The organism is Actinomadura gamaensis (assembly GCF_042652125.1).
GTDB lineage: Bacteria > Actinomycetota > Actinomycetes > Streptosporangiales > Streptosporangiaceae > Spirillospora > Spirillospora gamaensis.
The window spans coordinates 82,558-103,843 of the sequence record NZ_JBHSIT010000011.1 but is presented as its reverse complement, the minus strand read 5'-3'; the positions used below and the strand labels follow the sequence as shown (position 1 = coordinate 103,843).

Genomic DNA, 21,286 nt, shown 5'->3' with positions numbered 1-21,286 from the left:
CGGCGTCGGCCAGGGTAATTGGATCTTTGGCGGTGGGGCTCGCACGGAAAATCGGTTGTTTTGTGCGGGGTGCGGGGGCTCAATGCTCTGTATGGCCGATATTCGGGGCACTTACGATGATCTTTTCGTGGCCGTTCCCATGGCGCTGGGGGCGCTGCTGGACGGAGGTGACGTCGGTGGGGCGGTGGCCGTGTTCGTCGACGGCGAGCCGGTGGTCGACGTCTGGGGCGGGTTCGCCGACGCGGCGCGCGGCGTTCCGTGGGAGCGGGACACGATCGTCAACGTCTGGTCCGTGACCAAGACGATGACCGCTCTGTGCGCGCTCGTCCTGGCCGATCGGGGTGAGCTCGACCTGGCGGCGCCGGTCGCGCGGTACTGGCCGGAGTTCGCCGCGGCCGGCAAGGAGAAGGTGCTCGTCCGGCACGTGCTCTCGCACACCGCGGGCCTGCCCGACTGGGAAGGCCCGGTCGACGAGCTCTACGACTGGACGTCCGCCACGGCACGGCTCGCGGCGCAGGCTCCGCAGTGGGAGCCGGGCGACGCCGCCGGCTACCACTCGATCACGCAGGGCTTCCTCGTCGGCGAGGTCGTCCGGCGGATCACCGGGCGGAGTCTCGGGCAATTCTTCGCCGACGAGATCGCCGGGCCGCTGAACGCCGACTTCCAGATCGGCCTGCCCGCCGAGGACGATCACCGTGTCGCCCCGACCGTCCCGCCGCCCACGAAGGACGAGGACTACGCCGCGAGCGCCCCCGGAACCTCGGTCGCCGGGATCCGGGTACGGGACGGGAACAGCGTGGCGTGGCGCCGGGCCCAGATTCCGGCGGCGAGCGGTTTCGGCAACGCTCGCTCGGTCGCGCTCGTCCAGTCGGTGATGGCGTGCGGAGGAGCGGCGCGCGGCGTGCGGCTGCTGTCCCGAGCCGGTTGCGACCGCGCGTGGGAAGAGCAGTTCAACGGCGAGGACCGCCTTCTCGGGAGGCACGCCCGCTACGGACTCGGTTACGGCCTGTTCGGCACCACCTACGGCTGGGGCGGCTGGGGCGGATCCCTCGTCATGATCGAGCCCGATCGCCGCCTCGTCATGGCGTACGTGACGAACCAGATGCGCGAACCCTCGGACGACACTCGCGGCCTCGAAATGCTGATGGCCGCCTACGAAGGACTCCAGGGAAGCAACGTCTAACCGGGCCCGCCCCGCGTGGCGGACCACCACCACAGCCAGACCAGGAACAGCGTGGCGGCGATGCCGACGGCCAGCGGCCAGTTGATGGCGAACTTCAGCGCGGAGCGCTTCTGGCCCGCGGCCTCGTCGCTCCTTGCCTCACTCCGGCCGGCCCGCTCCGGCTTGGCCCCGCGCAGGCGAGCCGTCCGCGCGGAACGTCCACGCGCTCGGGGCGCGGATCCGCCTTCGCGCAGTCGCAGCGGAGGTGCCGGACCGCCTCCGCGCACCGGCACCGGCAGATGACCCACCGCCGGGAAGTGGCGCCGCGGCGCGAGCACCGCGGCGACGGCCACCGCCAGAGCGGCCGCGATCCCGGCGAGGAGCGGCCAGTTGGGACCCGAGTCCCCGCTGCTTCGTCGGCGGTCCATGAACACCTCGCTTCCCTGCCCGTCACCGGAAGAGATGTGCCCGAACCACCCCGTCCAACCCCAAAACCCCGCAAAGCCCTAGCGCCCACCCGGGGCTCCGTGCGGAAAGGACGGCGCGTCCCGGAAGTCAGGCGGGGACGGCTTCCTCGCGCGTCGCCGGTGGCACGTGCACGAATCCGCGTCTCCGCCGTCCGGCCACGTTGACGCAGACGTGCGGACGGTAGCTCTCAGGGCCTATTCCGTCATATTCGTGGCGGACGATGCTCCAGTAGATCTCCTGTGACACCACCAGGACGAGCGGTCCCGGTGCCGTCCGCAGGCAGCGTTTGACGCTCGGGGCGTCCAGGAGCCGGCAGGCCACGTCCACCTCCTCTCCGCAGAAGCCGTTGTCGTCGAGATGGACCTCCCCGGCGTGCAGGACGGCCCGTAGCCGCAGCTCGCGGCGGGGGAGCTCCGCCGGAGGCAGCGCCTGGTTGTAGTCGGCGAGGGCGCGGGTGAGCTCGGGGATGAGCTGGGACAGCAGGCGCGGCTTCGGCAGTTCGTCCACAGGGCGGATCAGGACGAGGACGCCGTCGCCGCGGTCCTCGAAGGGCTCGCACCAGCACGCGTCGATCCCGGCGTGCGCCATGGCGTGCAGCAACATGCGGTAGACCTGCGCGCGGAGTTCCAGCTTGATCGGGTTGGTACGGCCGCCCACCGTCGAGCGCTCGATGTCGACGGCCAGGATGCTCCTGTGTACCGGGTCAACGCTCCCCATGGAGAGCCTCCTTCTCCTCGGCCTCGCGGGCCGTCCCCTGCCGGTGGGCAGGATTGGAAAAACACCGGCCGCATCGGTGCGGAAACGCGGCCCGCCGACCCGCGCGGGTCCCGGGCGGTGCGTGCAACGGTGGCACTGGCCTTGCCGGCCAGAGGAGGTAACGGCAGTATCGGCGCGGATTTCAGCGCTGTGCAAGATGCACGGCCACGTGCACTCGAAGAAGAAGTATTTTCTCACCGTTCGGTTAATGTCCGCGCATCATTCAGACATTAGGTTGAGCGCGCGATTCCGGTGATGCGGTTCGCCGGTGTGGTCTGGACGGCGGGGCCATCCCGGCGGAAAATGCAAGTTGCACTGCAATTCCCGTGGGGGGAAGGTCGTTTCGAAGTGGCCGCTGTCCCGTCCGTCCGCCGGCGCCGGCTCGGGGCCGAGCTGAGGCGGCTTCGCGAACGTGTCGGGCTGAACGGCGAGGAGGCCGCGGCGCGGCTCGGCTGGTCGCCGTCCAAGGTGAGCCGCATCGAGAACGCCCGGATCGGCGTGCGCGTGTCGGACGTCCGGCTGCTGCTGGAACTGTACCGGGTGGAGGAGGGACACCGCGGCGAGCTGCTCGCCCTGGCGCACGCCGCCACCGAACCCGGCTGGTGGTCGGGGCGCAGGCTGGCCACGTCCCCGGAGTTCGACGAGTTCGTCGCGCTGGAGGACGAGGCGTCCGCGGCGCTGTCCTACTCGATCTTCACCGTGCCCGGGCTCGTCCAGACCGAGCGGTACGCCCTTGAGACGCTGCGCAGCGCGGGCCTGGTCACGGCCGACTCGCCCCGCACCATCCGCCGCCGGGTCGAGGTGCGGATGCGCAGGCAGGACGTCCTGACCAGGCCGGACCCGCTCGACTTCCACGGCATCCTGGACGAGTCGGTCCTGCTGCGCTCGATCGGGGACGCGCCGATCATGTTCCATCAGCTCCGGCGGCTGCTGGAGCTGATGGAACTGCCGAACGTCGACGTCCGCGTCCTGCCGCTGGACCGCTTCCACGGCCCCGTCATGGGCGAGGCGTTCACGATCCTGGAGTTTGCCCCGGCCTACGAGGTGACCTTCCCCGACGCCGTCTACATCGACAGCGTGTGGGGCAGCCAGGTGTACACCGACGACGTCGCGCACCTGTACCGGCGGTCATGGGAACAGCTGCACTCCCAGGCCCTCGATCCGGCGAAGTCGTCCGCGCGCATCTCCCGCATAGCGGACACGGTGTGGAAGTGACGGCCCGTTGTGGGGAAGTGGCGGTCCGCTGGTGGGGACGTGGCGGCCCGCTGTTGGGGGAGTGGCGGCCACTAGGCGTGCTTCAGCGCGCTGAGCAGGCGGGCCGAGAGGCGGAGGACCGGTCCGTCCGGCCCGCGGTCGCTGTCCCGGACGGCGATCACGCCGGGCGCGGAGTAGGCGACTTCGACGCAGTTGGACTCGCACCCGCAGCGTGAGCTCCGACGGAACGCCCGCCGCGGGTCGTCTTCGTGGACGGTCTCGCCTCGGTCCTCGCGGCTTCCGCGGGCGTCGTTCATCCCTGCTCCCTCAGCTGATCAGTCTGCGGTGACGGGTCGGCACGCTCGGCGTCATCGCCGAGTGGGGCTCTGGGGAAGCTCTCTGCAGTCCAGGTAATCCTGCGAACCGAGTGATCGGTTGGGTCTCGGCTTCGCAGTGGCGGCCAGGCGGGCAGATTATGGCTATGACGAAAGCCGATTCACGGTGTGAGTTCGAAGCCGTCGTGACGCATGAGGACACGGCTGAGGTGGTGGGGAGCGGGGATGTGGGCGTGCTGGCCACGCCTCGGTTGGTGGCCTGGTTCGAGGCGGCGACGGTGCGGGTGCTGGCGGGGCGGCTGGACGCGGGGGAGACCTCGGTGGGGACGCGGGTGGAGGTCGATCACCTCGCGGCCAGTCCGGTCGGGGCTCGGGTGGCCGTCGTCGCGGAGCTGGTCGAGTGGGACGGGCGGCGGGTGTCGTTCGACGTCCGGGCGACGGCCTCGGACGGGACGGTGCTGGCCACCGGGCGGGTGCGGAGGGCGATCGTCAACCGGGAGCGGTTCGTGGCGCGGCTCGGAGAGGCGGCGGGATAAGGCTGTTCGCCCTTAGCGAACAAGAGACGGCAGAGCGCCGGGCTCCCCGCGGATGGGAGGGAGCCGGCGCTCTGTTCGTGACTCCGCGTGCGGCGGAGGGCTCTGGTCAGTACGGCAGGAGGCGTCCCGTGGGCGTCCTGAGGTCGAGCGGGCTCGGTTGACGTGGGGGTCTCGGGCGTTTGACGAGCTGCTGCCGTGCCATGGTGATCATCTCCCCCGTCGGGCCGGGTTCAACCCCGTTCGATCGAGCCGATGTCGCGCTCACCTTTACGACGGTCCCGCCGCCGGTGAGGTTCGATGAGCTTATGCGACGGCCTCTGCACGTTCGACCGAATTTGCGGAAGCCGGTTGTACTTTGTGTGCCAGAAAGATCGCTCAGGGTCAGGAAACCGCAGGTCGTGTGGCATTTCGTCTCACCCATGGCGTCAGGCGTGTCAGGACACGATGTCGCGGTTGCGGAAGCGGCGGAACGCCAGCGCCAGCAGGACGAGGGCGTAGGCGACCGAGACGGCGGCGCCCTTGGCCATTCCGGTCCACTGGATCTGCGGTTGGAGGGCGTCCGTCCACGCGTACATCCAGTGCGTCGGCAGGAAGTCGCGCCAGCCGCCGAGTGCGGTCACGGCGTCCAGGATGTTGCTCACGATCACCAGGCCGACCGCGCCGCCGACCGCACCGAGCGGGGAGTCGGTCAGGACGGACAGCAGGAACGCCAGCGCGGCGACCACGAGCTCGCTGACCAGGGCGTACGCGACAACGATCGCCATCCGGCCGAGCGCGGTGCCGACCGGGACGCTGCCGCCGGTGGGTAGCCGCACGTCGTGCCAGCCGAACGCGACCGTCCCGGCGACCAGCGACATCAGCGGCAGGCAGAGGACGGCGACGGTCGCGTACGCGAGCGCGACGATCAGTTTCTGCCGCAGCAGCCGGGCGCGTGGGACGGGAGCGGCGAGCAGGTAGCGCAGCGACGACCAGCCCGCCTCGCTCGCGACGGTGTCGCCGCAGAACAGCGCCACCGCGACGACCAGCAGGAACCCCGCCGAGACGAACAGCGCGAAGAGCGCGAAGTTCAGCGCGCCGGCGGTCGCGACGTCCACCAGGCCGGGCGCGCCCTGCCGGGACGGATCGCCGCCGATCTCGAACGCGGCGACCAGGACCCAGGGGAGGAGCAGCAGGATCGCGAACGCCAGCAGCGTCCGGCGCCGCCGGAACTGCCGGATCGCCTCCACCCGCAGCGGCAGCGTCCGGCGGACCGAATACCCGGCGGACGACCCGTCCGGATTCGGTGCCGCCGCCGGGACGGCGCGGGGCGCGAGGGCGTCGCCGTTCAGGCGCGCGGTCATGATCCCTCCCCGATGATCTCCAGGAACGCGTCCTCCAGGCGGCGTCCGCCCCCGGTGATCTCGCTGACCGGGCCGGCGGCGACCCGCCGTCCGCCCGCCATGACCACCGCGTGCGTGCAGGTCTGCTCGACCTCGGCGAGCAGGTGGCTGGACACGATCACGGTCCGTCCGGACGCCGCGTACCGGACCAGCACCTCTCGCATCTCCCGGATCTGGGGCGGATCGAGGCCGTTGGTCGGCTCGTCCAGCACCAGCAGGTCGGGCAGGCCGAGCATGGCCTGCGCGATGGCGAGCCGCTGCCGCATCCCCTGCGAATACGTCCGGACGGCCCGGTCCAGCGCCGCTCCGAGGTCGGCGATCTCCAGCGCCTCCTCCAGATGCGCCGACCCGGCCGGACGGCCCGTCGCGCGCCAGTACAGATCCAGGTTGTCCCGCCCGGACAGGTGCGGAAGGAACCCCGGTCCCTCCACGAACGACCCGAGCCGCGACAGAACCGGCGCCCCGGGCGTCACCCGATGCCCGAAGATTTTGATCTCGCCCGCGTCCGGATGGATCAGCCCCATCAACATGCGCAAGGTCGTGGTCTTCCCGGCCCCGTTCGGCCCGAGCAACCCGAGCACCTGGCTCCGCTCGACCCGGAAGGACAGATCCGAGACCGCCCGGTAGCCGTTGGCATAGGCCTTGGTCAGACCCGTGATCTCCAACGGCACCTCAGCCGGTGTCCGCTTGTCCTTGTCCTCGTCCGCGGGGGCTCCGCGGGTACCGCTTGCCGTGAGCTGAACGTCGCCTCTCGCGCGCGCCTTGATCACGTCGACCGAATCTGCGGTTCCCTGTGCTTTCTCGGGTAGGTCCGGGGTCGCACTTTCGGGTGCCTGAGCCGCGTTGATTGTGCTTTGGGGAGCTGTGGCTGGGTGGGCGTGGCCGTTGAGGCGGTTACTGGCGTCCGGGTGCGGTGTGGGGGTTGGTGTGGGCGTGGGCTTGGGCGCGGTGGACGTGGTTGCCAGGGAGGGCTTGCGACGGCCGGTGAGCAGGATTCCCGCGGCGATCGCCGCGGCGGCCAAGGGGAGGGCCCAGACCCAGGCGGGCAGCGGTGCACCCGGGGTGTGCAGGTCCGGGACGGAGGGGACGGTGATTCCCGACGTGGCCGCGACCGTGTACGAGGCGGCCCGGGTGGGCGTGGCGAATCCCATGTCGGTCGTCGAGATGACGACGCGGATCCGGTGGCCCGGCTCGAAGCGGTAGTCCATCGCGGGGAGAGTGACGGTCACCTCGTTCGATGTCGTCACGTGGAAGGGCGCGGCGAGTCGCCGGGCCGGGGTGGCGCCGCCGCCCGGGGGCACGTCGTAGATCTTCGCGAACAGCGACGCTCCGTCCTGCGGAGCGCCCGTGACTTTGAGGCGCACCGAAGCCGCGCCGGTCAGCTGCACCGGCGCCGTGAGCGCGGCCGTGTCGAACGTCGCCGACTGGCCCGGGACGTCCAGCGACAGACCGCCTCCGCCACCGCCACCACCGGCGCCTCCACCGGCTCCGCCGCCGCCCATGAGCTGGCCGCCGAGCGAGCCGAGAGCGTCCAGACCGCCCAGGCCGGGCAGCGCGGAGATCGACGCGGGGGTGCCGCCCGCCGGGTTGTTGATCGTCTGCGCGGATCCGCGCAGCGGCAGCGTGCGCCGGTTCGCGGACAGGCCCGGATACGTCCCGGCGGACGCGGCGCGCACGACGATCTTCTGGGTGGACGAGTCGATCCCGCCCGCGCGCGTCACGGTGAAGCCGTCACCCGCCGAACTGTCACCCGCAGAGCCGCCGACGCGCGAGCCGCCGGCGCGCGAGCCGTCGGTGCGCGAGCCGGACGCCGTACCGCTGGCGCCCGCGCCCGTTGTCGAACCGCCGCTGTTCACACCGGACGTGGGACCGCCACCGGTTGCGCCGGAAGTCGGTTTACCGCTTTTCAGGTAGGTGTCGAACCAGTCCTTTACATAGCCCTCCAGTCGGCTCGTCTCGGGATCGCCGCCATCATGTCCCCCCTGATACCAAACGGTTCGGACGGGCGAATCGTTGTGGGCGATCGCGCGTGCATTCGCATCCGCCTGGTCCAGCGGGAACAATGAGTCGGATTGTCCCTGGATGAGCAGCGAGGGAACCCGGATTCGGTCCGCCACCGAGGCCGGGCTGGACGCGCCCAGAATCCGCACCGCCTCCTGCGTCGGACGGCCGGACTCGGCGACCCGCTGGTACATCGTGCACAGTGCGGGCAGGAAACGCCCGCAGGCCGTCCCGTTGGAGCCGCTGGTGAAGAAGAGCCCGGCCCACAGCTTCTTGAAGACGCCCGACTCTGGACCCTGGCCGTCCGCGTTGGGGAAGAAGACGTCCGGGAGGCTGTTCCAGGTGATGCGCGGCGCGATCGCGTCCACCCGGCGGTCGTAGGCGGCGGTCATCAGCGCGATCGCGCCGCCGTAGGACTCGCCGGTCATGCCCACCCGCGGGTCGCCCGGACCGTCCAGCCGGACTTCGGGACGCCGCGCCAGCCAGTCGATCAGCTGCCGGACGTCCTTGACCTCGTAGTCGGGGGAGTCCAACGCGATCTGCCCGGTGGAACGGCCGAACCCGCGCGCCGACCAGGTCAGCACCGCGTAGCCATCGCGCGCGAGTTTTCGCGCCTCGGCGCGCATGTCGTCCTTGGTCCCGCCGAACCCGTGCCCGAGCAGGATCGCTGGCGCCTTCCCGCTCCCGGCCGGACGGTAGAACGCCGTGTCCAGGCGGACGTGCTGGTCGTCGCGCGGGCCGTCCACCACCGAGATCCACTGGTCGGACGAGGTGATCGGCCGCTCGTCCGCCACGCTGATCCCGTACGCCAGCCCGCCCGCCGCCAGCAGCGCCACCGCGCCTCCGGCGGCGGTCCAGCGCCGTCCCGAGCCCCGAAGGGCAGCCCAGCGCCGCACGAAACCCCCGCCCACCCGCATAACCGGCAGACTACGTGTCCGCTCGCCCCGGTCCCTCGACCGGAGGTCGAGATCATCCGTGCGCCCGGTGACGTACGTCCGTCCCGGCCGTCCTCCTCAGGCAGGATCCGGCCCCGGCCACTTGGCCTCCCCGCCGGGTCGCGATCCGCCGAGACGCTGTGACGGCGCGAAAACGCGGGCTGCTGCGCAGACGCGGGACGGTGCGCAAACGCCGTGACGAGGCGGAATTGCCGTGGCAGCGCGGGAACGCGGGATGTTGCGGAGACGCGGGACGGCGCGGGAACGCGGGACGGCGCGGGAACGCGGGACGGCGCGGGAACGCGGGACGGCGCGGGAACGCAGGATGTTGCGGAGACGCGGGACGGCGCGGAGACGCGGGACGGCGCGGGAACGCGGGATGTTGCGGAGACGGGGGACGGCGCGGAAACGTCGGGACGGCGGGGAGGCGGGTTTCAGCCGAGGGCGGCGGCGAACATGTTCGTCAGGCGCGCGGTGAGGGCGGCGCGGTCGGCGGAGCGGAGGTCGTCGATGTCGAGCATGCGCCGGACCGGACCGCCGCCCATGATGATCATTGCGGCGAGGGTGGCGCGGGTGCGGCGGTCGGGGCCGTCCAACTTGGCGACCAGCGGCTCGACCAGCACCTCGTTCATGTGCTCGCGCAGGATCTCCTGCACCTCCGGGTTGCCGACCGAGCGGTCCAGCATGCGGACGAGAGGGCTCGGCGGGGCCCGGTGGGTCTGCCGGACGACGTGTTCGGCCAGGCGGCGGGGGAGCAGGGCGGCGTCCGGCGTCCCGGTGATCACCTCGCGCAGCGCGGACTCGCCCGTCAGCACCTCGCCGAACAGCGCCGCCTTCGAGCCGAAGTAGCGGTTGACCAGCGCGACGTTCGCGTCCGCGGCGGCGGCGATCATCCGGACGGTCACGCCGTCGTATCCGTGCTCGCCGAAAAGGTCGCGCGCCGCGTCCAGCAGGCGTCTCCGCGTCGCCTCGCGGTTCCTCTTCCGGACGCTCTGGCCCGCGCAATCCTCATCCGTCTGAGCCGTCTCACCAGCGGAAATGTCCTCTGCCGGCCCAGGTGCGCCAGCGGAAACGTCCTCTGCCGGCCCAGTTGCGCCAGCCGATGCGGCGTTGAGGGACGGCAGCTCGTCCGCTAGCGCGCTCCCAGAAGCCGGGCTCTCCGGACGGTCGTCCTCTGCGGAGATACGGCCGCCAAGCCCGGATTCGCCCTGGCCGGCGGGCTCGCGGCCGCGCGGCGCGTTGCTGGTGAGGTAGGACATCGCTCCCGGCTCCGACGTGATCCTTGTCGCTTCCAGTATCCCCGCGTTGCAAGTAAACGTGCGTCTACATAAGATACATGCAGAACACAGGTAATTGATGGAGGGGGCAGAGTGGCTCAGGCGGGCGTGGTACCGCAGGGTCCGGGTGCTACGGCGGCCGGGCAGGTGCCGGCGCCGGTGCGCTATTCGCACCGGCAGATCCTGGAGATCCTCTCCGGGCTGATGATCGCGATGCTGACCACGATGATCTCGACGTCGGTGGTCGGCACCGCGCTGCCGACGATCGTCGGGGATCTCGGCGGACAGGACCAGCTGTCCTGGGTGGCGAGCGCGTCGCTGCTGACGATGACGGCCTCGACCCCGCTGTGGGGCAAGCTGTCGGACATCCTCGGCCGCAAGCTGATGTTCCAGTCGGCGCTGGTCATCTTCGTCCTCGCGTCGATGGGCGCGGGGCTCTCGCAGAACATCGGCCAGCTCATCGGGGCGCGCGCGTTCCAGGGACTCGGCGTCGGCGGCGTGTCGGCGCTGGCCCAGGTCATCCTGGGCGACGTCGTCCCGCCGCGCGAGCGGGGACGCTACTCCGGCTACATGGGCGCGGTGTTCGGCGTCGCGACCGTCGCCGGTCCGATGCTCGGCGGGTTCATCGTGGACGCCGACGGCCTCGGCTGGCGCTGGTGCTTCTACGTCTGCGTGCCGCTGGCGATCATCTCGCTGCTGGTCATGCAGAAGGTGCTCAAGCTTCCGAAGATCAAGCGGGACACCCGCATCGACATCTTCGGCGCGTTCACGATCACCGGCACGGCGACCGTCGTCATGCTGATCCTCACCATGGGCGGCAAGGAGTTCGGCTGGAACTCCCAGTGGACCTACATCCTCGGGGCCGTCGCGGTCGTCCTGCTGATCGGCGCGGTGTTCGCCGAGCGGGCCGCCCGCGAGCCGATCCTGCCGCCGCGGCTGTTCGGCAACCCGACCTTCGTGCTCTGCTCGATCGCCTCGCTGGCCGTCGGCGTCGCGATGTTCGGCGCGATGATCTACCTGCCGCAGTACCTGCAGATCGTCAAGGGCATGTCGCCCACCCACTCGGGCCTGATGACGCTGCCGATGGTGGCGGCGATGTTCGTCACCTCGACCGGATCCGGCCAGATCGTCACCCGGCTGGGCCGCTACAAGTGGTTCCCGGTCGTCGGCCTCGCGCTGGTCGCGAGCTCGATGTACCTGCTGTCCCGGCTGCACGTCGACTCCAGCAAGCTGGTCATCGGCGCGGACATCGCGGTCCTCGGCGCGGGCCTCGGCCTCACGCTCCAGATCATGATCCTGGCCGCGCAGAACGCCGCCGCGATCAGCGACCTGGCCGCGACCACCTCCGGCGTCTCGTTCTTCCGGAACCTCGGCGGCGCGATCGGCACCGCCGCGTTCGGCGCGATCCTCAACAACCGGCTCACCCACCACCTGGCGGACGGCCTGGCCGCCGCGCACGTGCGGCCCCCGGCGGGCGGCGGCGCGTCCCTCGGCACGCCCGAGGCCGTCCAGCACCTGCCGCAGCCGTTCAAGGGGATCGTCCTGGAGGCGTTCACCCAGTCGCTGCACACGGTGTTCCTGGTGGGCGTCCCGATCGCGCTGGTCGGCTTCGTCGTGGTGATCTTCCTGAAGGAGCTGCCGCTGCGCAGCGCCGCGGGACGCACCGAACAGGCTCCGGGCGCGTCCGCCGCCCCCGCTCCGGCGGACGCCCCCTCCGCTTCGGCAGGCGCCCCGGGCTCCGCTCCCGGACGGCACGCCCGCATCGAGCACGAGCTCGTTGGCGTCGGCGCGTCCACTGCACCGAACGGGATCGCCGCTGCTAACGGAACGTCCGTGAACGGTCTTCCAGCGTCCTACGAGGCGTCTGCGAACGGCCTTAGCGCAGCGCCCGCGAACGGTGCATCTGCAAGCGGCGCGCCTGGCAGCGGACCGTCTGCAAGCAGCGCGCCTGCGAACGGACCGTCTGCTAGCGGGACACCCGGATATGGACCGTCTGCTAACGGGACGCCTGAGTACGGCGTATCCCCGAACGCGTTCAGCGCACCTGCCGCGCAGGCCGCACCGGCGACGGAGACCGCTTCGGCGGGCGGCGGCGCGACGGTCAGCGGCGTGGTCCGCGGCGGCGACGGCTCGCCCGTCGCGTCCGCCGCGCTGACCCTGATCGACGTGGGCGGACGCCAGCTCGGCCGCGCGCTCACCCGGCCGGACGGCGCGTACGCGCTCACCACCCCCGGCCCCGGCACGTACGTGCTGATCGCGGCGACCGGAGGGCACGAGCCGCAGGCCGCGACCCTCGCGGTCGGGGACCGTCCGGTCGAGTTCGACATCGTGCTGGCGGGCAACGGCGGCCTCACGGGCGCCGTGACGGGCGCGGACGGCACGCCGATCGAGGGCGCGACCGTCGTCGTGACCGACGTCCGCGGCGAGGTCGTCGGCACCGGACGGACCGGCGCGGACGGCGAGTACCAGTTCCGCGACGTCGTCGCCGGCACCTACACGATCGCCGTGAGCGCCGACGGGCACCGCCCGGCCGCGCTCCAGGTGGAGGTGGCCGATACCGGCCACACGCGGCAGGACGTCAGGCTCCCGGCGGGCGTACACGTGCGCGGCGTCGTCCGCGACGAGGCGGGCCTCCCGGTCGCCAAGGCGCGCGTCACGCTCGTGGACGCGGCGGGCAACGTCGCCGCCTCCAGCACCACCGGTCCGGACGGCGAGTACGCCTTCACCGACCTGACCGGCGGTCAGTACACGGTGATCGCGTCCGGCTACCCGCCGGTCGCGACCGGCCTCAACCTGGGCGGCGGCAGCCTGGACGGCCACGACCTCCATCTCGGCTACCCGGCCGAGTGAGGCCCCCGGGGCCGTCGTGCAGGGCGGCCCCGGGCACGCGGTCCCGGTCGACCACGCGTCCGGTCCGCGCGCCGTCCGCCCCCGTCTTCGGGGGGTGGACGGCACTGAGACCGCCCCCACGAGGGGCACTGCAAGGACCCGGCGCGGCGGACCCACCTCGTCCGCCGCGCCGGGCACCCGGACCCACGGGCCGGTCCTGGATCCAACGACTTCGGAATGCGGGCGTCAGAACATGGAAGACAGCCGGGGACTGCGCGCGACCGTGCGCACCAGGGACGGATGGGCCGTCCCGCACGCCATCGTCACCATCACCGACCTGGCGGGCACGCAGGTCACCCGCGAGCAGGCGGGCGAGAACGGCGAGCTCGCGGCGTCCGCTCCGCCGCCCGGGACCTACACGGCGATCGTGACCGCCGTCGGGTTCGCGCCGTCCGCGTCCACCCTGATCGTGACCGCTTCCGGACGCGCCGACCTCGGCACGATCGTCCTGGCCCGCGCGGGCGGCGTCGAGCTGCCCCCGCCCGGCCCCTGGACGATCGACCCGGCGCACTCGTCGGTCGCCGCGATCGCCCAGCACCTGGGCCTGTCGAGCATCCGAGGCCGCTTCGCGTCCTTCGAGGGGCACATTCTGGTGGCCGAGCCGCTAGAGAAGTCTCGAGTGGTAGCGCGCATCGACGCCTCGTCCATCGACACCGGCACCAAACTCCGCGACGACCACCTGCGCTCGCCGGACTTCCTGAACGTGGACGAGCACCCGTACATCGAGTACCGCGGTGACGGCCTGACCGCCCGCGGCACCGACCGCTGGACCGTCCACGGCCACCTCACCCTCAACGGACGCACCCGTCCGGTCGACCTGGACCTGACCTACCTCGGCACCGGCCCCGACCCCTGGGGCGGCGTCCGCGCCGCCTTCCGCGCCACCACCCAGCTGCGCCGCCACGACTTCGGCATCCGCTTCAACCAGATCCTCGAAGCCGGAATCGCCGCCGTAGGCGACAGCCTGAAAGTCGAGCTCGAAATCCAAGCCGCCCAAGGCGACTCCCTCCCCGAGTAACCACGCCCCGGCCCCCTCCGCCACACCCCGCGCTCAGAAAAGCACAAAGTTATCCACAGCCTGTGGATCGAGTTGAATCAGGTCGCCTTCGCCGCGACGAAGGAACCGGTGGCGGGTTCGTCCTGCGCAGCACGGCCGCGGTGCCCCTGGCCGACGCCATGAGCATCCTGGCTTCGATGCACTCCGGGGCGCCCAGGGGCGCCCCGAAACCCCGCAGGGCGACGGCAAGCCGGCCGGAGGCTGCGGTGCCGAGCCGAGGCGGCACGATCGTCGACCTACGTTCAGTTCCAGCGCGTGTTCCACTGCCTCATCTGCGGTGAGCAGGTCCTCACGATGCGGGTGCCTCCAAGAGAGATGGGTTAACAGCACTCTCGTCGTCGTAGTCCTTCTCGCGCTAGGACGGGCACCTCGGCGTTGCCAGGTCGTGAGACTTCGCCTCGGCTGGGGCGGATCGGCCCCCATCGGCGGACGGTTCGATGTTGTTCGACCATCTGCATCGCGATTTACCGCCCAGCAGCGGATCCTTGGGCTCGCCGTTGAGCCCCCCAAGCGAGAGGCGGTCCAGTGCGCCTCGTGCGAGTTGCGCGCCGCTCTTGCCCACCACCGCTCAACTCGTCGAAGTCCTGACGGGTCCGGTGGCGCGATCGAGACGGTCAGTGAGATCAGGGAAGCGTCCAGCGCGGTGGACGCCCAACTGGCCGGGTCGAACTCAAACACCGATCGCCTCCGGAGACGCTCTGCGTTGGAGCAGGTCGCTGGGAATGGACGCCGGTCCCCGATGCCGGGCGGGATGACGCATGCCTTATCACGGTTTGACAGTCGGCGCTATTGGCCGAAAGTTCCACTGCTGATCTGTTTTCAGGCTGGATGACAGAGGTTGACTCGGTTTGGAGAGTTACGGCATGATCACTCGCTGAGTCCCCGCGCCTGCTTCGTCCGCTCCGTTCCCCCCGGAGGAGTCGATGGCCCACGATGGCCCGAACACCAATCCGCAGGACAACTGGAAGGGACTCGCCAGCGGCGGCACCGACATCGTTCACCAGGACCTGCGCCCCCTCGCCCGCAAGCTCGAGGGCTATCTGGAGACGATGGTGGACTCGGCGACCGCGGATCTGACCACCGCCGGTTCGGTTCCGGCCTCGGCCTACGGCCAGTGGGACGCCGCCACTGGGCTGGCCGGCACCGTCGCCACCACGCACCGCGGTATCACAGCCCAACATGTGGCGTTCGTCCACACGCTGCGGGACATGGTGCACAAGCTGCACGTCACGATGAACGTGTACGACGAGCATGAAGAGATCATCGACGCCAAGATCAAGCGGCTCGACCAGCTCCTGAAGTCCGCCCCTGCCCCCAGCCAGACGCCCAGTCCGCTGACCACGCGGCCCAAGGCCACCGGCCCGTCCTGGTAGAGGGGATCCCAGTCGTGAGCAACCTCAACAACGTGCCGCTCAAGGGCGCCGCGCCTGCCGGATCGCCGGGTTCCTACACCTCCAAAGAGCAGATCGTCGCGCTGCTGAAGGGCACCGACCCGGCCGCGGTCTCTCGCGCGGGGCAGTCCTACGTCAGTTTCGCCGGCGCCTATGAGCAGATGGTGGCGAACCTCAAGGGGTTCTCCAACGAGTTGGCGGAGGCGTGGACGGGCCCGGCGTCCAACGCCGCCCAGGCGCAGCTGCTGGACATGCACGAGGCGGCGATGCAGATCTTCCAGCAGTCCGACAGCGCCGGCCGCGCGGTCCAAGCGCACGGCGACAGCTACCTGTCCTGGTACCACTCCAGCATGCCCACCCCCAAGAGCATCCAAGAAGCCCAGCAGTGGATGCAGGCCGCCAACAGCCGCATCATCCAGACCTACAACGCCATGCCCGACAGCCTCACTACCAAGCTGCCCCCGGCGAGCAAGACGAACGTCGATGATTGGCTGCCACCAGGTGACAGGTCCTCGGGATCGGGCGGCGGGCCGGGGAGCGGGCCCGCCGGGAACGGCGGACCGGGCGGCGGCGATACGAGGCCTCACTCCACGGCTGGCGGCTCCGGATACCGGCCCTCCGTCTCCACACCGGATTCGCATCCACATCATGGCGGCGGGAACGAGGGACAGAACGTTCCCGGGCATGGTCCGGGCCACGGGTCGCCCACGCGTCACCCCGACGGCAATGGTCAGCCCGGGCAGTGGTGGCCCGACGGTGGCGGCGGTCCGCATCGAACCGACCTGTCCAGTTACGATCCGTCCGGCGGCGGGCCGGGGGCCACGGGGCCGGGTTTCGGGGCTGGCCCCTCTGGTGCCGGCGGGGGGCCGGGGTCGTTCCCCGTCAGTGGCGGTGGCCCGGGGGCAGGCAGCGTGCCCGGTATCGGAGTCGTCCCAGGCCCCGGGATCGGTTCCGGACTCGGGGGAGGCGCCGGTCGGGGAGTCCTCGGTACCGGGGGCCTGGGGGCGAACGCCACGGGGCGTTCCGGAACGTCGGGCGTTGCCGGCGTGCCTGGTCACGGATCTGGTGAGGACAAGAACCGCGAGCGCAACCGTGGGGCGTGGCTGGCTGAAGAGCGTTCGCTCTGGGACGGCGATGTGGAGTCGGTGCCCGGCCTCATTGGTGAGGAGGCACCGCGCGCGGCTGAGACGGAAACCGATGCGGAGCAGTCGGCGACCGAGGTGGACCCGGCGGTGCTATTGCAGGCGGCTCTGGCGCGCATTGTCGAGCTCGAAGCGCGCAATGCCGACCAGTCTCCAGCCTCCGACCCTCCCTTGTCGCCTTGACGATGCTGACGGTCCGCGCCTGGCATCGACTGATGGCGGCGGCGCTGGCGAGCGCCGCCGCTCTCGGTCCGCTGAACCCCGCGGCGGCGGCTGGGCCGGCTCCTCGTGAGGACGAATGGTGGTTCCGGACCTGGCCGATCCAGGACAAGATCTGGCCGGTAACTCGCGGTGGCGGCGTCACCATCGCGCTCCTGGACTCTGGAGTCAACGCCAGACTGCCCGAACTCTCCGGCGCGGTGCTCCCCGGGGCCGACCTTGTAGACCAGAGCACCGACGGTCGTGTCGACCTGGATACCGAATCACCCGGCCACGGGACCGCGACCGCCGCGCAGATGGTGGGTCAGGGCGGCGGTAGCAGCGGCTACCTGGGTGTGGCGCCCGGGGCGAGGGTGCTCCCCATCCGGATCCCGGAGACCGCGCTGACCGGCGATGTGCTGGCGAAGGCGATCACGACCGCGGTCGACCGGGGCGCGAAGGTCGTCAACATGTCCTTCGTTCAGGACTCCGCGATGTTCACGCCCGTGCACTGTGACCCGCAGCTCGCTCCCGCGATCACTTATGCCCTTCGCCACGACGTCATCCTGGTGGCCGGGGCGGGAAACACCGGGGACCAGGAAAACGGTGTCGAGCAGCCCGCGTCGTGCCCGGGTGTCCTCGGGATCGGCGCCCTCACCAGGCAGTTGCGGCCGTGGAGCAAGACCCAGCGGCAGAACTACGTGACCCTCGCCGCTCCTGGCGCGGACCTGAGCCTGGTGGACAAGCACGGGGTCATCCATGGTGGGGCGGGTACCAGTTCGGCCGCCGGCCTGACCTCCGCGGCGATCGCGCTGATCCGGGCGAAGAACCCGACCATGCCCGCTCGAGTCCTTGTTCAACGCCTCTTCGCCACTGCACGTCCGATCGGTGGTTCCGGCTGGAACGAGCGGGCTGGGTTCGGATTGATCGATCTTGTTGCCGCGATCGACCCGGCACATCACCCGGTTCCCGCGTCGGCGTCCAATCCACTTTATGACGCTTTCGACCGTTGGCAGGGGCAAGCTGCCTCCGTATCGCCGGGCCCGAACTCGTCACCGGCCTCGCCACACTCCGCACCGGCGCTGCGAAAGCGTTCCTCGATGTCGAGGGGGCTTTGGATTCTGGTGGCGGTGATAACCGCGTTGACCAGCGTCGCTCTTGCCGCAGGTATTGGAATTGTGAGGTTCCGCAGGACTGGCAGGACTTCTTGAGAGTGGTCCGGCTGCGAGCTGCTTTCGGAGAAATAGGAGCTTTGCGGCATTCGATGCCAAGTGAATAGTATTGGGAATCAGTCAACTCGATACAGAAGTCAGGGTTATCAGTGGTCGAGATTCGCGCGGAATTCAGCAGATTTGCAGATGGCGAACGAGATTTCAAAATAGTTCTCCGGGCTCTCGAGGAAGAGTTGCGTTCTCTCGAGGTCGACCTCCTGCGAACGTTGGATCGTTGGGAGGGCGACGCGCGTGCGGCTTTCGAGACAGCCCGCGATGAATGGACGAAGCAGGCCAGGGACATGCATGGGTGGCTGGACGGGTTGCATGCAGCCATCCTCCGGGCGCACAAGAATTACCGCAGCTCCAGCGCAGCCAACATTCGGATGTGGACCTCATGACGAAAGTCTGGGTGGACACGTCATTGATGGAGCAGGCGGCCCTGAAGGCCGGGGCCGCCCAGACGGAAATCGGCAGCCTCTGGAGCAGGCTCGGCTCCAAACTCTCGGACTCCAAGGGAATGGGCGGCAATCCCGGCATCGATAAGTCGGCTGCAGCATTCGTCCCGGTGTACGATCGTGCGGCTGCAGCTGCCTGGCAGGGGTTTGGTGCCCTCCACCGCGCGGTTGGCGATATGGCCAAGGGGCTCACGCAAACTGCGAACAACCACCTGGCGGCGGACCATCACTCGACTTTGGGTAATGGATTCTCTTTAGCGCCCTCCAGTCCGGCGCTGGGGCTATTGGTGGGGCCGAAAGTTGCTGGGCCTTTGAATGTCGCCCCGGCTCCGTCCGCCGGAGACTCAAACAAGAAGCCTGCGAAATCCCCACTCGAATCGATCACGGGAATTGATCTTCTTGGGGGAGGGGAAAATATTCCCACGGCGGACGAGGTCGGACTGCTCAAGGTCGCATCCGATTGGAACGCGGCGCATAATTATCTGGTCGGGACCCGGGGTGACCTGCATGTTACGGTAGTCCAAGTCACGCGCCACAGCGATGCCCCCGATGTCGACGCATTCGGATATTACTGGAAGAAGGTCTACCAAGACGGCCATCCCGAGACCGTCATGGAAGGTCTTCCGCAGCTGTGCCTAGCGCTCTCCAGGGCATGTGAGCAGTACGCCGTGGGCGTTCGCGACGCCAAGATGAAGATTAATGACGCGACGGCAAACCCCATCGCTTTGATAGCCGAGGCGGCGGCTGTGCGCGCGATGCTGGCCCAAATTGCGGGCCAACTTCTGAAAACGGTCAGCGGAATCACGGCGGGAGTTCTTGCCGACCATATCATCAACTCGGTCACGGTGGGTGCGGCCAATGTACCTGATGTTAGAATCCTCCAGGCCGAGCTGGACGACAGCGTCCTTCGTGAATGGAAGGATTATTCGTCAAGTCCTCCCGACCCCAGGAGGCTGACGAAGGATGAAAATGATTTGGCTGAGAAACTACATCGAACCCGCAAGGAGATCGAGGATGCCATCCATAAGGTCAAGGATGGCCCTCCGAAATGGCGGGGCCTAGGAAAGAACAGGAACCCTGACATGTACGTAGATCCGGTGACTGGGGAGGTTTATCCGGAAATGCCCAACGGTAAGCCGGCCGAAGACAGTATCGGAAATATCATAGAAAAACTCCCGGCCAAGGATCCAGCGCCCGAGCCAGAGCCGGAAGGTGAATCTGAATGAGTGAGAATCAGCAGCATCCGTTCTATGAATCGTGGGAAGATCGGAAGATCATGCGTTTCAGGGCGCTGCTGGTCACGCACCTGGAGATACGACCGCACTTTGTCATCCAACTCGATCGCGGAGTTTCCTTCGAATCTACGGCTTTGCCCTACAAGAAGTCCGGGCCCGAGGCAGGAGCTCCTACGACTTCTTTCGCCAAGCTGTCTCGACAGGAGTTGGAGACCCTGATCGGGTCGAGGCCGCTGGTCTGGCTGATATTTGATGACGGACATCATATGATGGTGTTTTCAAATGAATGGCATGTCCTCCTCTTTCCGCGCGAGAACGACACGTGGAGACTCGAGGTCCCAGGCTATTCTCCGATAACATATCCGTCTGCCGAGTTCGGTTCCGGGGCGTCTGGCTGATTTCGGCAGGAGGGAGAATTTCCGAGGGCCAGGATCCTGCGTAGGCAAGAGTCGTGCGAAGGGCTCCCCTGTCATTGGGCGACCGAGGCCGAGGAGGATTCATCGATGACCGGGACTGGGGCGGATACTGCCTATGTACTGGGACTCGTAATAGGCATTGCCGGTCCAGCGGGTGATCTCGACGGTGCGACCGGTCTGAGGGGCGTGGATCATGCGTTGGCCGTCGATGTTGAGGGCGACGTGGTGGATGGTGGCGGGGTCGCTGGGGTTGGTGGCGAAGAAGATCAGGTCGCCGGGCTGGAGCTTGTCTTGTGGGATGTGGGGGCCGTCGTGCCATTGGGTGTCGGTGGTGCGGGTGATGGAGGTTCCGGCCTTGGCCCAGGCGTACTGGGCGAGGCCCGAGCAGTCGTAGCCGACGGTGTCGGCTCCCTGGGCGGTGCCGGCGCTCGGGCCCTCGGTTCCGCCGCCGCCCCATGAGTAGGGGACGCCGAGTTGGGTCATGGCTGCGCGGACAGCCACGATCCCGCGCCCGGAACCAGTCGCGTTTCCGGGCCCGCCCGGGGTGTCCTTGATTAGTTCGGTGCAGAGCTGGGTGGCGTCGTCGTGGAACTGCCGTGCGACTGCGTCCGGGCCGGGCGGAGCGGGGGAACGGCGGAGTGAATCGGTGACCTGGGTGAGTGCCTGGTCGCGGGGGAGTTTTCGGGCGGCGGTGAGGACGAGCCCGGTGGTGATCCTGTCCCTGGTATCGGTGGGGAGCGCGGCCGGGTGGTCGGCTGTCCCGGCCAGGGCGCGGACGATCTGGGTGGCGCGGGCCTCCTGGTGGGCGTAGGCGCCGGGGGTGGCCGACTTCTGGATGGTCTGGGCGGCTTGGGTGAGGGGAAGGCGCTGCTGGGTGGCGGTGCCGGTGATCGCGGCGCAGCTCGGCCAGCACCTGCAGGACGACTGGACAGGGCGTAAGCGCGGGCGGCTCGAGGCCGAGATCGCCGACTTGCGGCGACGCAGGGCGAATCTGATCTCGCAGTTGGAACTGGCTGACGGTGACGACCGGGAGTTCCGCGAGTCGATTCGGACGCGGTTCGCCCAGCTGGGCGAGGACATCGACGGACTTCAGTCCGAGATCACCGCGATCGACCTGGCCGTGGCGGGGAACGATCCGCGGCTGCTGGAGCTGCTGCCACAGGCGGAGATCGAAGTGAGCCGGCTGCCGGTGCGGCTTCAGCAGAAGCTGTTCGGAGTGTTCCGCCTTCGGGTGCGGTACGACGCT

At 69.4% G+C, this 21,286-nt stretch carries 18 protein-coding genes; 11 read left to right on the top strand and 7 right to left on the bottom strand.

Translation table 11 applies throughout. From position 1 onward, the window contains the following. Positions 1-127 precede the first annotated feature (127 nt). On the top strand, positions 128-1,183 hold the full coding sequence (locus ACFPCY_RS32575; protein WP_378261647.1) for a serine hydrolase domain-containing protein: 1,056 nt from the start codon (positions 128-130) through the stop codon (positions 1,181-1,183). Here the strand turns inward: ACFPCY_RS32575 and ACFPCY_RS32570 are convergent. Then, positions 1,180-1,590 (bottom strand): hypothetical protein, encoded by a 411-nt coding sequence (locus ACFPCY_RS32570; protein WP_378261645.1) that lies wholly within the window; start codon positions 1,588-1,590, stop codon positions 1,180-1,182. The two genes, ACFPCY_RS32575 and ACFPCY_RS32570, sit on opposite strands and share 4 nt — an antisense overlap. 127 nt (positions 1,591-1,717) lie before the next feature. After that, entirely contained in the window at positions 1,718-2,347 is a 630-nt protein-coding gene (locus tag ACFPCY_RS32565) for a hypothetical protein (RefSeq protein ID WP_378261643.1), read from the bottom strand. A 387-nt stretch (positions 2,348-2,734) separates the two neighbouring features. Here ACFPCY_RS32565 and ACFPCY_RS32560 point away from each other — a divergent pair, with 387 nt between their 5' ends. Continuing rightward, positions 2,735-3,601 carry a helix-turn-helix domain-containing protein gene (locus ACFPCY_RS32560; protein ID WP_378261641.1) on the top strand — a complete coding sequence of 289 codons (867 nt, stop codon included), beginning with the start codon at positions 2,735-2,737 and terminating at the stop codon, positions 3,599-3,601. A gap of 71 nt (positions 3,602-3,672) precedes the next feature. On the opposite strand, the gene ACFPCY_RS32555 is transcribed toward ACFPCY_RS32560, so the two are convergent. Then, positions 3,673-3,897 (bottom strand): DUF397 domain-containing protein, encoded by a 225-nt coding sequence (locus tag ACFPCY_RS32555; RefSeq protein ID WP_378261639.1) that lies wholly within the window; start codon positions 3,895-3,897, stop codon positions 3,673-3,675. 158 nt (positions 3,898-4,055) lie between these two features. Here ACFPCY_RS32555 and ACFPCY_RS32550 point away from each other — a divergent pair, with 158 nt between their 5' ends. After that, positions 4,056-4,451, top strand: coding sequence for a thioesterase family protein (locus ACFPCY_RS32550; RefSeq protein WP_378261637.1), 396 nt, complete (start codon positions 4,056-4,058; stop codon positions 4,449-4,451). A gap of 434 nt (positions 4,452-4,885) precedes the next feature. Here the strand turns inward: ACFPCY_RS32550 and ACFPCY_RS32545 are convergent, their stop codons facing one another. The 3 genes from ACFPCY_RS32545 to ACFPCY_RS32535 all read right to left on the bottom strand — a co-directional run bounded on the left by ACFPCY_RS32545 (position 4,886) and on the right by ACFPCY_RS32535 (position 9,806). Next, complete coding sequence (locus ACFPCY_RS32545; protein ID WP_378261635.1) at positions 4,886-5,791, bottom strand: ABC transporter permease; 906 nt, start codon at positions 5,789-5,791, stop codon at positions 4,886-4,888. Beyond that, entirely contained in the window at positions 5,788-8,748 is a 2,961-nt protein-coding gene (locus ACFPCY_RS32540; protein WP_378261633.1) for an alpha/beta fold hydrolase, read from the bottom strand. Before ACFPCY_RS32540 ends, ACFPCY_RS32545 begins: the two co-directional genes overlap by 4 nt. 452 nt (positions 8,749-9,200) lie before the next feature. Continuing rightward, on the bottom strand, positions 9,201-9,806 hold the full coding sequence (locus tag ACFPCY_RS32535; protein ID WP_378262063.1) for a TetR/AcrR family transcriptional regulator: 606 nt from the start codon (positions 9,804-9,806) through the stop codon (positions 9,201-9,203). Between the two features lie 330 nt (positions 9,807-10,136). Between ACFPCY_RS32535 and ACFPCY_RS32530 the strand changes: the two genes are divergently transcribed. The 8 genes from ACFPCY_RS32530 to ACFPCY_RS32495 all read left to right on the top strand — a co-directional run bounded on the left by ACFPCY_RS32530 (position 10,137) and on the right by ACFPCY_RS32495 (position 20,022). After that, entirely contained in the window at positions 10,137-12,893 is a 2,757-nt protein-coding gene (locus tag ACFPCY_RS32530) for an MFS transporter (protein WP_378261631.1), read from the top strand. A 232-nt stretch (positions 12,894-13,125) separates the two neighbouring features. Beyond that, a complete protein-coding gene (locus ACFPCY_RS32525; RefSeq protein ID WP_378261629.1) occupies positions 13,126-13,950 on the top strand; it encodes a YceI family protein in 825 nt (274 codons plus the stop codon). 962 nt (positions 13,951-14,912) lie between these two features. Next, entirely contained in the window at positions 14,913-15,362 is a 450-nt protein-coding gene (locus tag ACFPCY_RS32520; protein ID WP_378261627.1) for a hypothetical protein, read from the top strand. Between the two features lie 14 nt (positions 15,363-15,376). Next, positions 15,377-16,705 (top strand): WXG100 family type VII secretion target, encoded by a 1,329-nt coding sequence (locus ACFPCY_RS32515; protein WP_378261625.1) that lies wholly within the window; start codon positions 15,377-15,379, stop codon positions 16,703-16,705. 2 nt (positions 16,706-16,707) lie between these two features. Continuing rightward, positions 16,708-17,931 carry a S8 family serine peptidase gene (locus tag ACFPCY_RS32510; protein ID WP_378262061.1) on the top strand — a complete coding sequence of 408 codons (1,224 nt, stop codon included), beginning with the start codon at positions 16,708-16,710 and terminating at the stop codon, positions 17,929-17,931. A 110-nt stretch (positions 17,932-18,041) separates the two neighbouring features. Next, complete coding sequence (locus ACFPCY_RS32505; protein ID WP_378261623.1) at positions 18,042-18,332, top strand: WXG100 family type VII secretion target; 291 nt, start codon at positions 18,042-18,044, stop codon at positions 18,330-18,332. Beyond that, positions 18,329-19,615, top strand: coding sequence for a WXG100-like domain-containing protein (locus ACFPCY_RS32500; RefSeq protein ID WP_465251244.1), 1,287 nt, complete (start codon positions 18,329-18,331; stop codon positions 19,613-19,615). Before ACFPCY_RS32505 ends, ACFPCY_RS32500 begins: the two co-directional genes overlap by 4 nt. Further along, the gene (locus tag ACFPCY_RS32495) at positions 19,612-20,022 is read left to right on the top strand and encodes a hypothetical protein (protein WP_378261619.1); all 411 of its coding nucleotides are present in this window, start codon (positions 19,612-19,614) and stop codon (positions 20,020-20,022) included. Before ACFPCY_RS32500 ends, ACFPCY_RS32495 begins: the two co-directional genes overlap by 4 nt. A 99-nt stretch (positions 20,023-20,121) precedes the next feature. On the opposite strand, the gene ACFPCY_RS32490 is transcribed toward ACFPCY_RS32495, so the two are convergent. After that, complete coding sequence (locus ACFPCY_RS32490) at positions 20,122-21,120, bottom strand: C40 family peptidase (protein WP_378261617.1); 999 nt, start codon at positions 21,118-21,120, stop codon at positions 20,122-20,124. Positions 21,121-21,286: the final 166 nt, after the last annotated feature.

Bases quoted from the DNA above. Each gene is read 5' to 3' on its own strand.
- ACFPCY_RS32540 (WP_378261633.1), bottom strand. From the start codon at position 8,748: ATGCGGGTGGGCGGGGGTTTCGTGCGGCGCTGGGCTGCCCTTCGGGGC.
- ACFPCY_RS32490 (WP_378261617.1), bottom strand. From the start codon at position 21,120: ATGTCCTCGCCCAGCTGGGCGAACCGCGTCCGAATCGACTCGCGGAAC.
- ACFPCY_RS32510 (WP_378262061.1), top strand. From the start codon at position 16,708: ATGCTGACGGTCCGCGCCTGGCATCGACTGATGGCGGCGGCGCTGGCG.
- ACFPCY_RS32500 (WP_465251244.1), top strand. From the start codon at position 18,329: ATGACGAAAGTCTGGGTGGACACGTCATTGATGGAGCAGGCGGCCCTG.
- ACFPCY_RS32545 (WP_378261635.1), bottom strand. From the start codon at position 5,791: ATGACCGCGCGCCTGAACGGCGACGCCCTCGCGCCCCGCGCCGTCCCG.
- ACFPCY_RS32555 (WP_378261639.1), bottom strand. From the start codon at position 3,897: ATGAACGACGCCCGCGGAAGCCGCGAGGACCGAGGCGAGACCGTCCAC.
- ACFPCY_RS32495 (WP_378261619.1), top strand. From the start codon at position 19,612: ATGAGTGAGAATCAGCAGCATCCGTTCTATGAATCGTGGGAAGATCGG.
- ACFPCY_RS32550 (WP_378261637.1), top strand. From the start codon at position 4,056: ATGGCTATGACGAAAGCCGATTCACGGTGTGAGTTCGAAGCCGTCGTG.
- ACFPCY_RS32565 (WP_378261643.1), bottom strand. From the start codon at position 2,347: ATGGGGAGCGTTGACCCGGTACACAGGAGCATCCTGGCCGTCGACATC.
- ACFPCY_RS32520 (WP_378261627.1), top strand. From the start codon at position 14,913: ATGGCCCACGATGGCCCGAACACCAATCCGCAGGACAACTGGAAGGGA.
- ACFPCY_RS32570 (WP_378261645.1), bottom strand. From the start codon at position 1,590: ATGGACCGCCGACGAAGCAGCGGGGACTCGGGTCCCAACTGGCCGCTC.
- ACFPCY_RS32525 (WP_378261629.1), top strand. From the start codon at position 13,126: ATGGAAGACAGCCGGGGACTGCGCGCGACCGTGCGCACCAGGGACGGA.